This window comes from [Borrelia] finlandensis, from assembly GCF_030438365.2.
Lineage (GTDB): Bacteria > Spirochaetota > Spirochaetia > Borreliales > Borreliaceae > Borreliella > Borreliella finlandensis.
Window position 1 is genome coordinate 23,134 of sequence record NZ_CP179479.1, and the last position, 13,377, is coordinate 36,510.

Annotated in this window: 12 protein-coding genes and 3 pseudogenes; 6 read left to right on the forward strand and 9 right to left on the reverse strand. The window is 24.8% G+C overall.

The features are described from left to right. The first annotated feature begins 503 nt into the window (after positions 1-503). The 3 genes and pseudogenes from QIA19_RS04905 to QIA19_RS04915 form a co-directional block, all read left to right on the forward strand. Entirely contained in the window at positions 504-656 is a 153-nt protein-coding gene (locus QIA19_RS04905; protein WP_418905152.1) for a hypothetical protein, read from the forward strand. Positions 657-793: 137 nt separating this feature from the next. Further along, entirely contained in the window at positions 794-1,315 is a 522-nt protein-coding gene (locus tag QIA19_RS04910; RefSeq protein WP_418905153.1) for a virulence associated lipoprotein, read from the forward strand. 639 nt (positions 1,316-1,954) lie between these two features. Then, a pseudogene (locus QIA19_RS04915) lies at positions 1,955-2,214 on the forward strand (chromosome replication/partitioning protein); the annotation flags it as partial. Here QIA19_RS04915 and QIA19_RS04920 read toward each other — a convergent pair. The 7 genes from QIA19_RS04920 to QIA19_RS04950 all read right to left on the reverse strand — a co-directional run bounded on the left by QIA19_RS04920 (position 2,125) and on the right by QIA19_RS04950 (position 8,689). Further along, the gene (locus QIA19_RS04920) at positions 2,125-2,337 is read right to left on the reverse strand and encodes a plasmid partition family protein (protein ID WP_418905159.1); all 213 of its coding nucleotides are present in this window, start codon (positions 2,335-2,337) and stop codon (positions 2,125-2,127) included. The pseudogene QIA19_RS04915 and the gene QIA19_RS04920 sit on opposite strands and share 90 nt — an antisense overlap. A 410-nt stretch (positions 2,338-2,747) precedes the next feature. Continuing rightward, entirely contained in the window at positions 2,748-3,443 is a 696-nt protein-coding gene (locus QIA19_RS04925) for a virulence associated lipoprotein (RefSeq protein ID WP_418905154.1), read from the reverse strand. A gap of 983 nt (positions 3,444-4,426) precedes the next feature. Then, positions 4,427-4,780: a CRASP family complement regulator-acquiring lipoprotein gene (locus QIA19_RS04930; RefSeq protein WP_012672240.1), complete on the reverse strand. Its 354-nt coding sequence runs from the start codon at positions 4,778-4,780 to the stop codon at positions 4,427-4,429. A gap of 41 nt (positions 4,781-4,821) precedes the next feature. Beyond that, a complete protein-coding gene (locus tag QIA19_RS04935) occupies positions 4,822-5,196 on the reverse strand; it encodes a hypothetical protein (RefSeq protein WP_418905155.1) in 375 nt (124 codons plus the stop codon). A gap of 534 nt (positions 5,197-5,730) precedes the next feature. After that, the gene (locus QIA19_RS04940) at positions 5,731-6,567 is read right to left on the reverse strand and encodes a complement regulator-acquiring protein (protein ID WP_418905156.1); all 837 of its coding nucleotides are present in this window, start codon (positions 6,565-6,567) and stop codon (positions 5,731-5,733) included. Between the two features lie 224 nt (positions 6,568-6,791). Beyond that, positions 6,792-7,628 carry a complement regulator-acquiring protein gene (locus QIA19_RS04945; protein ID WP_418905157.1) on the reverse strand — a complete coding sequence of 279 codons (837 nt, stop codon included), beginning with the start codon at positions 7,626-7,628 and terminating at the stop codon, positions 6,792-6,794. Positions 7,629-7,852: 224 nt separating this feature from the next. After that, complete coding sequence (locus QIA19_RS04950; RefSeq protein WP_418905158.1) at positions 7,853-8,689, reverse strand: complement regulator-acquiring protein; 837 nt, start codon at positions 8,687-8,689, stop codon at positions 7,853-7,855. Positions 8,690-8,924: 235 nt separating this feature from the next. Here QIA19_RS04950 and QIA19_RS04955 point away from each other — a divergent pair. Then, positions 8,925-9,404: pseudogene (locus tag QIA19_RS04955) on the forward strand (chromosome replication/partitioning protein); the annotation flags it as partial. Positions 9,405-9,989: 585 nt separating this feature from the next. Continuing rightward, positions 9,990-10,625, forward strand: a pseudogene (locus QIA19_RS04960) (SIMPL domain-containing protein). 666 nt (positions 10,626-11,291) lie between these two features. Here QIA19_RS04960 and QIA19_RS04965 read toward each other — a convergent pair. Continuing rightward, entirely contained in the window at positions 11,292-11,444 is a 153-nt protein-coding gene (locus QIA19_RS04965; protein WP_012672235.1) for a hypothetical protein, read from the reverse strand. A gap of 408 nt (positions 11,445-11,852) precedes the next feature. Here QIA19_RS04965 and QIA19_RS04970 point away from each other — a divergent pair, with 408 nt between their 5' ends. Beyond that, positions 11,853-11,996, forward strand: coding sequence for a hypothetical protein (locus QIA19_RS04970; protein WP_012672214.1), 144 nt, complete (start codon positions 11,853-11,855; stop codon positions 11,994-11,996). Positions 11,997-12,864: 868 nt separating this feature from the next. On the opposite strand, the gene QIA19_RS04975 is transcribed toward QIA19_RS04970, so the two are convergent. Next, entirely contained in the window at positions 12,865-13,152 is a 288-nt protein-coding gene (locus QIA19_RS04975; RefSeq protein WP_012672231.1) for a hypothetical protein, read from the reverse strand. Positions 13,153-13,377 lie beyond the last annotated feature (225 nt).

Below are 13,377 nucleotides of genomic sequence, written 5' to 3' on the forward strand. Positions count from 1 at the left end.
AATAAAAACATACGGATTTTATAAATATAAGAATAGAAAATAGGTAGATTTTTATTAAAACCGATAAAAATTTCAATATTTATCAAAATTTAATTTTTATAAAAGATATTGTAAAACTAATTTATTATAAATAAGCACATTTACTTCCTAATTTTTTACAATATTACAATAAAATAGAAAATAATAAAAAAGTATGATTGTTTACTTTATAAAAGTATCCTATAAATATTTTGAATGCTTTATAAATTATTTATGCCTCCAAAGTTTTTGAATTTTGAGACAATAAACACTAAGAATTTACTTCACAAATGAAATATACCAGTATTAAAATAAACAAATTTGGTAAAAATTAATCGAGAATATATAAAATATATTCTAAAAAAGTTTAAGTTGTGGTAAATATTTAATTTTATTAATTAAATAGAAAATATCGAATTAAATTAAATATTTAATTATAATAAGAATAAATAAATAAATATGGAATGATATAAAGGAGGGTATTTGTGAAATATCATATAATTGTGCATATATTTGTTTTTCTATTTTTAGCTTGCAATGCAGATTTTAATACTGATCAAAAAGGCATTAAATATCCGCCTACCGAAAAATCAAAGCCCAAAACTGAAGACTCTAAAGCAAAAAGAATTAAAGTCTAAAACAGAAGAAGAGCTTAAGAAAAAACAAGAAGAAGAAGAACTTAAGAAAAAAACAACAACTAAAAAATACACTACTTAATGATTTAAAAAATTCAATAGAAACAGCTAATGAGCATAAAGAAAAGTATAAAAGAAGAATGAAAGAAGAACCCGAAGATCAATATGGGGTACAGGCTTTTAAGGTATTGAATTGGGGGCCGGGGACTGAAGATGTATCTGCCAATACCGAAAGATCTATAAGATTTAGAAGGCATACCTATACTATTTTAAGTGTTCTAGATATTGATGAATTAAAGGAATTCTCTGATATTATATTGCTAGCAACAGAGGAAAATATATTAGGTGCCTTTAGCTCTCTTGGAGGAGTTCTTGACACAGCAAGTGACCACTTACACCCTAAAAAAGATAAGCTAAATAATCTGGATATTTCGGATTTAAAGACGCTTAAAAATTCGTTTGACAAAATATTATCTATCATAGAAACTGTCTCATCAATGTCAAAACAACTTATATTGGATTATGAAAATAATAAAGATCTTATAAAAACAGATATTAATAAGCTTAAATCTCATGTAAAGAAACTTCACAATCAATTTAGAGAAAAAGCTCACGAGGCATATAATTTAAAAGAGTTTATAGTATCAACATATAACCCGTAGGTTTAACTTTTTAAAGTTATTAACAATAATTTAAAAACGCATATTTAAGCTTATATGGAAAAATAGTTTATCTATTTGAGCAAGTATTATTATTGCTATTAATATTATTTTTGGCTAAAAATTCTTATTAGAATATTATTTAAATGTAAATATAGTAAATTATAACTTTATTTATATTGTGTTAGATATTTTTCCTGGTTCAAATTTTCTATTTAAAGAATGCTTTAAATTATATTGTAATTTCGGTTCAATCGGAGATTATAGTCAATAGAAAGTTTTAATATTTTATTGATATTATTAATGATATTACAAGATATAGAAAGAATATATACAATATTTTTATTGTAGAAACCAGTTTATAAAAAATAGAAATATTCTTAAAAGAATTAGAGGGCTTGATTTATAAAGAATGCGAAGAATATATTAAAGGCAAGATACATTTTTATGATAGTAGAAAAGCTCTTATAAATAAAAAATTAGAACCTTCTTAAAGAGCAATATATTATAAAGAAATCAAAGAAACTTTGAAAAACATTTTTTCTTTATGGTTAAAATTTGCTTGACTATAATATATTTTATAGAGGGGCCGTCTGTTAGTGGACGTGCAATTTGTGTAAAAATAAAGAATAGGAGTAAAAAATGGGAAAAAAAGAAAATAAAAGGAAGTAGCTTTATATAAAATAGTTGAAATCTAAATAGAAGAAGTATTAGTAATCAAGATTGTGAATTAAGAAAACAATGAATTAAAAGAGCACTTAGAATTTAATTTAAAATTAAATATTGATGGTAAAATTCAAAGAATGAAAATTCTATACGAAATTAAGCAAAGAAATCTTTATAAATATGATGGTTTTTCTGGTTTTGAACAGTTTATTAAGTCTTATGTAATTACGCCAAGTGTCTATTTTATAAAAAGAATAAACTTCTTTATCTTTTATTAAAAATCTAATAGGTATATTTTGATTATCATAATCTTCTTCTCTATCTTCTTTATATGCATATGACGATTTGTTTTTTATTATATATTTTTATATACAGCCGCAAAACCTATTTCTTTAATTTTTTTAATAGAAATATTCCCTCTAAAACTTCTTAATAAATTTTAAATATATAGAGACTTCTTTCTATTCTGAATAAGAAAAGGTATGCTCATAGCAGGCTTTTTTTGTTTGCTAAATTTTAATCTCTAAAATATCATTTGAATTACTTTATCGTATTAAGCATATTTTTATAAGTTATTAAGTTTTTTGTTAAAAGAAAATTAAAATTATTAAAAGGAATCTACTAATAGTGTATATAATGTAAGAATTAATTACACTTTTAAATACAATCCTTTTAAAGGATATGCCATTAATAATATTAATTGCTGATCACCTTTTATTAAAGAGAATCTTTTATATTATTATGGCAATTTCAACACATAACTTAAAGGCTATTTATATATTATTTCAGATATCTCTATATGCCTATAGTATGCTTTTCTAATTTTTTTGAACATTTGGTCGCGAATTGTTTGTATATGAGATCTAAGCTTATTGATATCTGTTTTTATATTTTCATCATTTTGATAATCTAGTAAAAGTTGGTATGGTATTCTTGAGGCTATTTGTTTTATATGTAAAAATTGTTCAAACAAATTTTTAACCTTCTTTAAATTTGGAATTTCTAGCTTTTCTAGATTGTCTTTTTTAGAATATAAGCTGTGAATTGCATCTTCAATAGTAATTCCAAAGAATTCAAGGCCAGTAAGCATTAATACCACTTGGTTTGATGCTATTATCATTTTTGAAAAGTCTTTTAATTCATTATCATCAAAGGCATTTAGGGCGCTGTAAACACGTTTTCTAAATCTTTTAGACATATATTGATCATCGGATGCCCATATCTTATTTTTGTTGGATCCTTCCCAATGCAAGAGCTTGAAAGAATCCAACATTCCAAATTGGTCTTCAGGTTCTTCTTGCAATTTTTTTTCATATTTTTCGTTATCCGCATGAGCTTGTTCTATTAACTTTCTTAAGTTATTAAGCAGTGTGGTTTTTATGCTTTGAGCAGGACTTTCTTCTTTCTTGCTAAATTGATACTTCGTATCTTTTTGATTGGTGTTAAAATTTGGATTGCAAGCCAAAACTAGAAAAACAAATAGGCTGGCTATGATGTTATATTTTATAAATATTCTCCTTGCTTAAAATACAAAATATTATTTAATATATTATAATAATAGCATATTAAATTATCCATTTAAATAATAGCATATTAAATATTTTGATTAAATAATTCTTTTTAATTGAAATTAACAATATTTTTATTGCGATAGGATTTTGAGCTTTTTAAAAATTATTTTGATTCTGAATATGCTTTTTAATTATGTCAATAGGGCTTTCCCCAATAGAAATACAATGATTTTCAGATCAAAAGGATAAGTTGTTTTAAAAAATAAGTAAAGTTTTATTACTTGTTTTAGTAAATATAAAAAAAGAGCTACTATTCTAAAGTAAGTTAATAGTAAGCAAAATAGACAAACTTTTAAAGCCAATAATAAAAAAACTCAATAATAATGGAAAATGAATATAAATGTTAGGCTTGCATAACTTTGCATGATAGAAAGAGATGTGTAAATGCAATTTTAAATCTTATTATTTGTTTTCTTTAAATTTAAGAATTCTTGTATTTTTACTAATTTCCAAAGTCTAGAATCGTTTTCTCTTCTATATTTACTGCGAGCATCTTGTTCTGGTAAATTTGCAAAATTCCCTGAATTTATTTAGAAGTTCGTCTTTTTATGTAGTCAATAGCTATTTTGTTGTTAAGTTCTAAGACAGGGATTACCTGAAGTAAAAGTTATAGATCATACTCTGGCATGTGGTCGTTCTAAAATAATCTAAAAAGCTATTATGAAATAAAACAAGAGCCATTTTTATAATTTTTGATTTAGAAATAGCTCGAGGTTTGAATATACTTTTATTATATCTATTAGAGGATTCTTCAGTATAAATAAGGCAATATTTAGGCTAAAAACAAAATTGCCAATAACACCCGCTTACTCAAATATATAGGATACTTTTTGTTATATGGTTTTTAAATTGTTAATAAATTTAAATAGCTAAACTTTTAAAATTTATTAATTGATAATATGATCGTTTTTAGCTCGTTTGCGTCTTTAGCTTTTTCTGTAAATTGCTTGTGAAATGTGTCCACATGAGATTCAAGATTATCGAAATCTGTTTTTATAGAATTTTTATTATTTTTATAAGCCAATAAGATTTGTTTTGACATTTTTGAGACAATTTCTATTATAGACAGTATTTTTTCAAGGGAATTTTTAAGCTTTTCTAGATCCGAAGTGTATAGTTTATCCAAAGTATCTTTTTTGGGATATAGATGCTCAGTTGCTATTCCAAGAGCATTTACAAGGTCTGTAAAGATGTTATAAATTCTAGATGGATCGTCAAGCCGCCTTGTCATCGCCGAAAATTCTTTGAATTCATTAGTATCAAGAGCACTACTTAAAATAGTATAAGTTTTTTTCTAAATTTTATAGATCTTTCGGTATTGCTGGATACATTTTCTCTTGGCTCCGGGCCCCATCTCATAAGCTTAAAAACCAACATTTCGTATTGATTCGAAGGTTCTTCCATTTTCATATACTTTTCTTTATGTGTGTTAGCTTTTTCTATTAAGTTGGTTAAATCATTAAGTAGTGTGTTTTTTGTTTTTTTATTAATGTCTTCTTCTTTGTAGCTTGCTTCTTGATTTGGAGCTTCTTCTTGATTTAGGCTTGTTTCTGTTTTAGGTTTTAATTCTATTTTATTAGATGCAACTGGATAACAAGCATTTAAAAATAGAAAAACAAATATATGCACAATTATATAGTGTTTCATAGATACTCTCCTTGAATATGATTCAATCTTTCTTTAATATAAATATATTATTAAGATACTAGTTAAATAACTAGTATCTTAATAATAAGATTAATAAAATACTAGTTATATCAAAACTAAAAGAATTGGTAAAAATAATTAATGAAATACATCTTGCAACTGAGCATTTCTTTCTTTTTTTTAAATCGCTTGACATTTTATATTTTTTTTATTGACTTCTGCTAATAGTATTTTTCTTTTGTCTATTTCTAGTCCTTATTTATGTACGCTCTTTATATAATCACATTAATTTAATCAATTTTTCTGCTGTTTTTACAGAATTTATAGAAGCTTTTCTTATAAATTTTTTATAATCATCATAATTATTTTCATTAATAATGTTAAGCTTAAAATAATATTAAACTTATTTGATATTGAAAATTTAATTTCTATTGCATGTTTTTAGCGTGGATTTAGATTATACGAATAAAAAAAGAGAAGAATTAACTTCTCTTTTAAAAAATATTAAGTATAATTTATTAATTTTTGTTTAGATTAATCAGCTTGATTTAGTAGATAAAGAGGATGGGAGTATTTTTTTTCCATGTGGTTTGCTAGCGCTTCATAATCTGTTTTAATGTTGCCAGAATTTTTATTGTAAGCCTCAATAGTTTCGTTTAAAGCTTTTACAAAGTTTTGTTTTATCTTTAAATCGCGTTCTGTGAGTTGTAGTAATTTTTCGGCTTTTTCTTTGCTTAGAGTGTGTAATGCATCTTGTATTTTTTTTAAAATCAAATCTTCTTGTTGAAGTTGAATATCCCTTGATGTTTCTAAAAATTTCCTAGCTATTTGTCGGTTCGCAGAATTTTTATCAAGTTTTTCAAGAATTTCTTTTAATATCAATATTTTTTCTTTTTCGTAATTTAGGGATGAGTAAATTATTTTTTTTAATGTCATTTTTGTATTATGCATAAAATAATCATCGTTTTGAAGTTTAAAATTCTCTAGGAAATCATATTGAGCATCACTACTAATTTTAGCTATTTGTGTATCTTTTTCCTTTTTTTGAGCTTCCAGTTCCTTACCAATTTTTTCTAATTTTGAGATTGCAGTTTCTTCTTGAGGATTTTGATTTGAAGATTTTAAATTTTGAGATTCATTTTCAAGATTTTGGTTATTTTCTGCTGAATTTTCTGAATTGGTGTGACTGTTTGTTTTTTTTAGATTTCTAGAATGGTTGTTTCGCTTTGTTTTTTTTAGGTTTTTAGAGGTGGTAGGATTTTTTAGCTTGTTTGGATTAGCATTGCCAAAAGGTGCACATGATATGCAAATTAAAGCTAATATTGCTGTAATAACGTTAAGCTTAATAATATTTAATTTAAAGTTTTTCAAAATATTCTCCTTATAAATTTGAATTAATATTTATTAATTTTAGTTCAAATTTATAATATTACAATTTGATATTAATATCAAATAAGTTCAATATTATTTGATATTGAAAATTTAAGTTCTATTGCATGTTTTTAGCGTGGATTTAGATTGTACGAATAAAAAAAGAGAAGAATTAACTTCTCTTTTAAAAAATATTAAGTGGAACTTATTAATTTTTGTTTAGATTAATCAGCTTGATTTAGTAGATAAAGAGTATAAAAGTATTTTTCTTTCATGTGGTTTGCTAGCGCTTCATCATCTGTTTTAATGTTGCCAGAATTTTTATTGTAAGCCTCAATAGTTTCGTTTAAAGCTTTTACAAAGTTTTGTTTTATCTTTAAATCGCGTTCTGCGTGTTGTAGTAATTTTTCAGCTTTTTCTTTGCTTAGAGTGTGTAATGCATCTTGTATTTTTTTTAAAATCAAATCTTCTTGTTGAAGTTGAATATCCCTCGATGTTTCTAAAAATTTCCCAGCTATTTGTCGGTTCGCAGAATTTTTATCAAGTTTTTCAAGAATTTCTTTTAATATCAATATTTTTTCTTTTTCGTAATTTAGGGATGAGTAAATTATTTTTTTTAATGTCATTTTTGTATTATGCATAAAATAATCATCGTTTTGAAGTTTAAAATTCTCTAGGAAATCATATTGAGCATCACTACTAATTTTAGCTATTTGTGTATCTTTTTCCTTTTTTTGAGCTTCCAGTTCCTTACCAATTTTTTCTAATTTTGAGATTGCAGTTTCTTCTTGAGGATTTTGATTTGAAGATTTTAAATTTTGAGATTCATTTTCAAGATTTTGGTTATTTTCTGCTGAATTTTCTGAATTGGTGTGACTGTTTGTTTTTTTTAGATTTCTAGAATGGTTGTTTCGCTTTGTTTTTTTTAGGTTTTTAGAGGTGGTAGGATTTTTTAGCTTGTTTGGATTAGCATTGCCAAAAGGTGCACATGATATGCAAATTAAAGCTAATATTGCTGTAATAACGTTAAGCTTAATAATATTTAATTTAAAGTTTTTCAAAATATTCTCCTTATAAATTTGAATTAATATTTATTAATTTTAGTTCAAATTTATAATATTACAATTTGATATTAATATTAAATAAGTTCAATATTATTTGATATTGAAAATTTAAGTTCTATTGCATGTTTTTAGCGTGGATTTAGATTGTACTAATAAAAAAAGAGAAGAATTAACTTCTCTTTTAAAAAATATTAAGTGGAACTTATTAATTTTTGTTTAGATTAATCAGCTTGATTTAGTAGATAAAGAGTATAAAAGTATTTTTCTTTCATGTGGTTTGCTAGCGCTTCATCATCTGTTTTAATGTTGCCAGAATTTTTATTGTAAGCCTCAATAGTTTCGTTTAAAGCTTTTACAAAGTTTTGTTTTATCTTTAAATCGCGTTCTGCGTGTTGTAGTAATTTTTCAGCTTTTTCTTTGCTTAGGGTTTGTAATGCATCTTGTATTTTTTTTAAAATCAAATCTTCTTGTTGAAGTTGAATATCCCTTGATGTTTCTAAAAATTTCCTAGCTATTTGTCGGTTCGCAGAATTTTTATCAAGTTTTTCAAGAATTTCTTTTAATATCAATATTTTTTCTTTTTCGTAATTCAGGGATGAGTAAATTATTTTTTTTAATGTCATTTTTGTATTATGCATAAAAACATCATCGTTTTGAAGTTTAAAATTCTCTAGGAAATCATATTGAGCATCACTACTAATTTTAGCTATTTGTGTATCTTTTTCCTTTTTTTGAGCTTCCAGTTCCTTACCAATTTTTTCTAATTTTGAGATTGCAGTTTCTTCTTGAGGATTTTGATTTGAAGATTTTAAATTTTGAGATTCATTTTCAAGATTTTGGTTATTTTCTGCTGAATTTTCTGAATTGGTGTGACTGTTTGTTTTTTTTAGATTTCTAGAATGGTTGTTTCGCTTTGTTTTTTTTAGGTTTTTAGAGGTGGTAGGATTTTTTAGCTTGTTTGGATTAGCATTGCCAAAAGGTGCACATGATATGCAAATTAAAGCTAATATTGCTGTAATAACGTTAAGCTTAATAATATTTAATTTAAAGTTTTTCAAAATATTCTCCTTATAAATTTGAATTAATATTTATTAATTTTAGTTCAAATTTATAATATTACAATTTAATAATAATATCAAATAAGTTTAATATTATTTAATATTGAAAATTTAATTTCTGTTGATGTTTTTAGTGTTGATTTAGATTGTACGAATAAAAAAATAGAAGTTAATTCTTCTCTTTTTAAAATATGAAGTGTAACAATTTGTTTGGATTTAATGGGTTTAATCTAAGGATCAAGATGAGGAATTTAGAAAGTATAACGAACTAAAAGAACAGTTAAAATTAAATTTGAAATCTGATATTAATAATAAAATTCAAAGAATGAAAATTCTATACGAAATTAAGCAAAAAGAACTTTATAAATATGACGGTTTTAAAAGTTTTAAGCAGTTTATAAAGTCTTATGTAATTGCCAGAAGTCAAGCGTATATGTATTTGAAAATTTATGAGAAAGTTTTAGAAGGGTTTATTTCTATTGAAAAAGTTAAGGAAATGGGGTTTGTAGCTGCATATAAAAATATACTAAAGAACAACTCGTCATATGTATATAAAGAAAACATGATTGAAGAAAATATAGTAGAAGATGGTGATAGTCAAAATATATCTATTAAAATTTTAATTAAAGATAAAGAAGTTTATGATTTTTGCAAAAAAGATACTAAAAGAATATCTTTTATTTTAGGGGGGCTTATTAAAGTATTATTGAATTAAGTTAGAGAATTTTTCTTTTTATATTTTCATTAGCAATATATTTTCCCATAGAGGCTTTTTTTTGTCTACTAGATTATGAACTACTATTTCTAAAATAAAAATTTTAGAAATAGTAGTTCATATTAAATTGAGAATTATAAAGAGCTAAACCATTAATATCTTTTATTAAAGGGAATTAATTTTTATAATTACTTGGATTAATACTAAGACTTTTCTTTTGTTTTTTTATAATAATCTCTCTTAACACTTAATGTTTGGTTTATACAAGAATCTTACACATCTAAATACTTCACTTTTGAAAAATATTTTTTTGATAGGCGTTAGGATAAACTATATATTTATAAGCGCTATTAGCGATCATTATTTTTTAAATTATTATATTCTGTTTTAAATTGCCTTACAAATTCATCTCTACCTAAATTTAATATAAATTATAGATAGATGAAAATTTTTTGTAATCTTTAGTTGAAATTTTATCTACTAAAATGTCTTTGGATTTATTAATCTTAAGTATTTATTTTAAAATAAATTTAAATGCATCAATTTTAATATAATATTTATTATTGATTTTAGGAGATATAATCTATGTTTGGGAGAAAAGAAATATATTTTTCGTTACTTTTATTTATGTCGTCAATTATAATTTCTAACGGAATAAAAAATATTGGTATTAAAAATGGAAATTAGTTAAGGGTCTTGGTGAAAAAGAAATTTTATCAACATCTTCTAGTTGGGAGTTTAGATAAATTTAAGCTTGTCTAGGATTAAAAATTTTTTCTTAAAACATGGATTTAGCGAGGATAATATAAAAATGGGATTTATGGAATTTAATGAAGAGGCCTATAAAGAATCTCTTTATAAGTATAGAGCATATATATCTTTAACTGTTTATATAAAGAATATCGAGAAGATGGAAGCGGTAGAAAAAAATATTGCTGAGCTTTATAATCAAGGCATACTAATTAGTAATAGTGGAGGGCCAAGATATTATTTTGACAATATTAATGATATAAAACCCGAAATGTTAGCAGATTCAATTAGAAATGCGAAATTGGCAGCTTTGGAATTTGCAAAACATTCAAGTTTAAAATTAGGGAGAATTAAAAATGCAAATCAAGGATATTTTGAATTTCTTCCTATTGATGGAAGCTTAGGCGCCCATGAGCGTTATCCCAAAAAATATTAAGGATCGTAACAACTGTTTCTTATTATTTGGATTGATGTTTAGTTAACTATTATTTATAAATAAAATTATAGAAATAATTTTTAACTTTATTCCATGACAGCTTTTTAGATTATAAGAACTGTTTCATCCAATATGGCCGATCTACAAGCCTAGCTTTAAACTTTATTTATTTACTTTATATGTTGTCATAGTAGAAAATACATTTCCACCTAAATTTGTAATTTTTTGCAATTAAATTATAGATGCAGAGTTCTTTTAATTTTAGATAATTAGCTAAAATGTTTAACTTTCTTTAAAGTTATATTAAATTCATGACTTCCATAATTAGAAAGAATTAAATCTTAATTTTTTCTAATTACATTTTTCTAAAATGGGGTTTTCTATACTGGCTTTTGCAGGTTTAATTTCAGCTTGTTGAGGATCTTGCATTGATATTGTTTTTAGTTTATTTGCGGCCGATTGGGCGCAGGGATAAATAATTTTTTCAATATTAGCAATTGTTAAGATGAGGATAGACGCTTATTCTGTATGTGGAATAATATATTCTATCTCTGTAGCTTGATCCGCAAACTTACAGACACGGTGTCTAATAAATACAATATTTAAAAATAAACAACTTTCTCAATTCAATAAAAACCCGTTAAATACAATCAAACAGGCTTAAGCTAAGCATTGCTAGCAAATTTTTACATAAAGAAACTTCAATCTTCAAAATAATTTAAATAATTATGGATTATCATAGTATACTCAAGTGATGTATTATCCTCATCAAAAACAATGCCAAGCGCAAAAACCTTTCCACTAGATGCCTTAATAGCGCCTGAACTTTTTAATTTACTTATAATAAAAATCATCTTTATCCATAAATTCAAAACTAAAAATTAAATCAACAACTATATCGTTATTAACATTTCCATCAAAAGAAACAATCACTAAAGTGCCATAAGACAAATCTTTGACTATGCGTTTGCGCTGTGTTTAGACTTGTGAGTTCTTGTAAGCATTATACAAGAATTAAAAAATAAAAGTTTAGAAATCTCTTTCACCGAGAAATATATAGAAAAAGCTGGAAATAAGTTTTAATAATCTTATTCTAGAGATAAAGTTAGTATATTAAATTAAATATTAAAGATAAATTTTGTTTTATTTGTCTAAAGATTAAGTTTTTAATCAAAAACTTAATCTTTAGACATGGCATGTTTTAAGTATTAGGAAAATCTAAAAAAGAGCTATATAAAATAAACGAGGCTTGAGCATAAATTATGAAAATTAATGACATTATAAAAACAAATGATTTTAATATATTTCCTTATAAGAAATTGTCAAAAGATTTTACTTTTGATGAATTCTTATCTATTGAAGAAAGTTTATTTGTTATAAAAATGAAAAATATTTTAGCTTATTAATATTTATTAAAATAAATATAGAGCCTTTGCTAAAATCTATATTTGAATAATTAAATTATTCAGTGGAATAACAAAAATTTAGACAAGTAGAAGGAGTGGAGTCTAGAGCAAGATATACTGCTTTTTAAAAATGATAAAGGCAAAGTGGATTTTAATAATAAATTAGAAGAAACTAAAAAAATAATGAGCCTATTCCAACTAAAGATATCCTACTAATAGCGAAGAAGTTAAGTGTTCATCATTTTAGCTTTGATGGTGCGCACGGAAAAATATATGAATTAAGGGCTCAAGCTAGGCGAATAAAAAGAATTTATGATATTTAACTTATTTTCATTGATTATATTGGCTTAATTATTCCGCATCAGAATAATATTCCTCGTTTTGAGCAAGTTGCATGTTTGAAGCCGAGCTATAGTACACTTCCTTCGGGGCTTAAAATTTTAATAATAGTTTTATAACAACTTACCAGAAGTGTCTAGGGCGGGGAACCTAGTTTATCAACTTTAAGGGAATCGAAGGTATTAGAGCAGGATGCAGTCATTGTAATTCTGTTGCATCAAAAGCGAAGGGGATAGATAGCATAATAACACTTCAATTGACGGCACTAAAGTAAGAAGTGATAGTTGCTAGAAATAGGAGGGACCTATTGGTATTGTAACTATGGACTTTATACCTAAGTTTACTAAATTTATAGATGGATAATAATAGAATAATATGAATATTTATAAAGTTTATAAGTTAGAATACACACACATTTATACAGTATATGTCCCCGCAATATTATTGGGTTAGAATTTTTAGTTCTTTTTCTAATTTGTAAAGATTTTTTATAAATTACTAATAATTCTTAACAAATTATTTCCGTCTATTATGTAGTTGCTATAGTAATAACTACCACTGTCAGTGACTGAATGATAGGCATTTTTAAATGTACGTATTCTATATAATTGCCGATATAAATAGAAAATTCTTGTTCTTTATTGGGTTGATTTTCTCTAATATCTTTAGCCTTAAAACTTCCACCATATTGAATTGCATCTTTAAGTTGAGAAATATTCTCTTTTTGAATTTCTAAAAGCTTTTTGGTTTCTTTACCATTTTTTTTAGTTTCCTCATTAATGGTAATTTTTCCGTCAATCTGTTGTTCTATTTTCAAGATAGTTTGAATATAGGTTGGATAGTTGAAAGGCGAATTAGATGAATTAGCGTTGGTGATGGTGCGTGTATCTTTTAATGCTTGAATTTCGTTTGAAAATTGAATATCTGTTTGAGCCCCATTTGCTAGATATTGTACTATTTTTTCTTTTTTTAGTTAGATTAAGTATTTAGTTATTAGGGTTAATCTTTAGAGATAAAATATCTATACTAATTAAAATTAATT

What these genes read in the sequence shown, in the direction of transcription:
- QIA19_RS04965 (WP_012672235.1), bottom strand. Translation starts at nt 11,444, where the DNA reads ATGATTTTTATTATAAGTAAATTAAAAAGTTCAGGCGCTATTAAGGCA.
- QIA19_RS04910 (WP_418905153.1), top strand. Translation starts at nt 794, where the DNA reads ATGAAAGAAGAACCCGAAGATCAATATGGGGTACAGGCTTTTAAGGTA.
- QIA19_RS04970 (WP_012672214.1), top strand. Translation starts at nt 11,853, where the DNA reads ATGAAAATTAATGACATTATAAAAACAAATGATTTTAATATATTTCCT.
- QIA19_RS04935 (WP_418905155.1), bottom strand. Translation starts at nt 5,196, where the DNA reads ATGAAACACTATATAATTGTGCATATATTTGTTTTTCTATTTTTAAAT.
- QIA19_RS04930 (WP_012672240.1), bottom strand. Translation starts at nt 4,780, where the DNA reads ATGACAAGGCGGCTTGACGATCCATCTAGAATTTATAACATCTTTACA.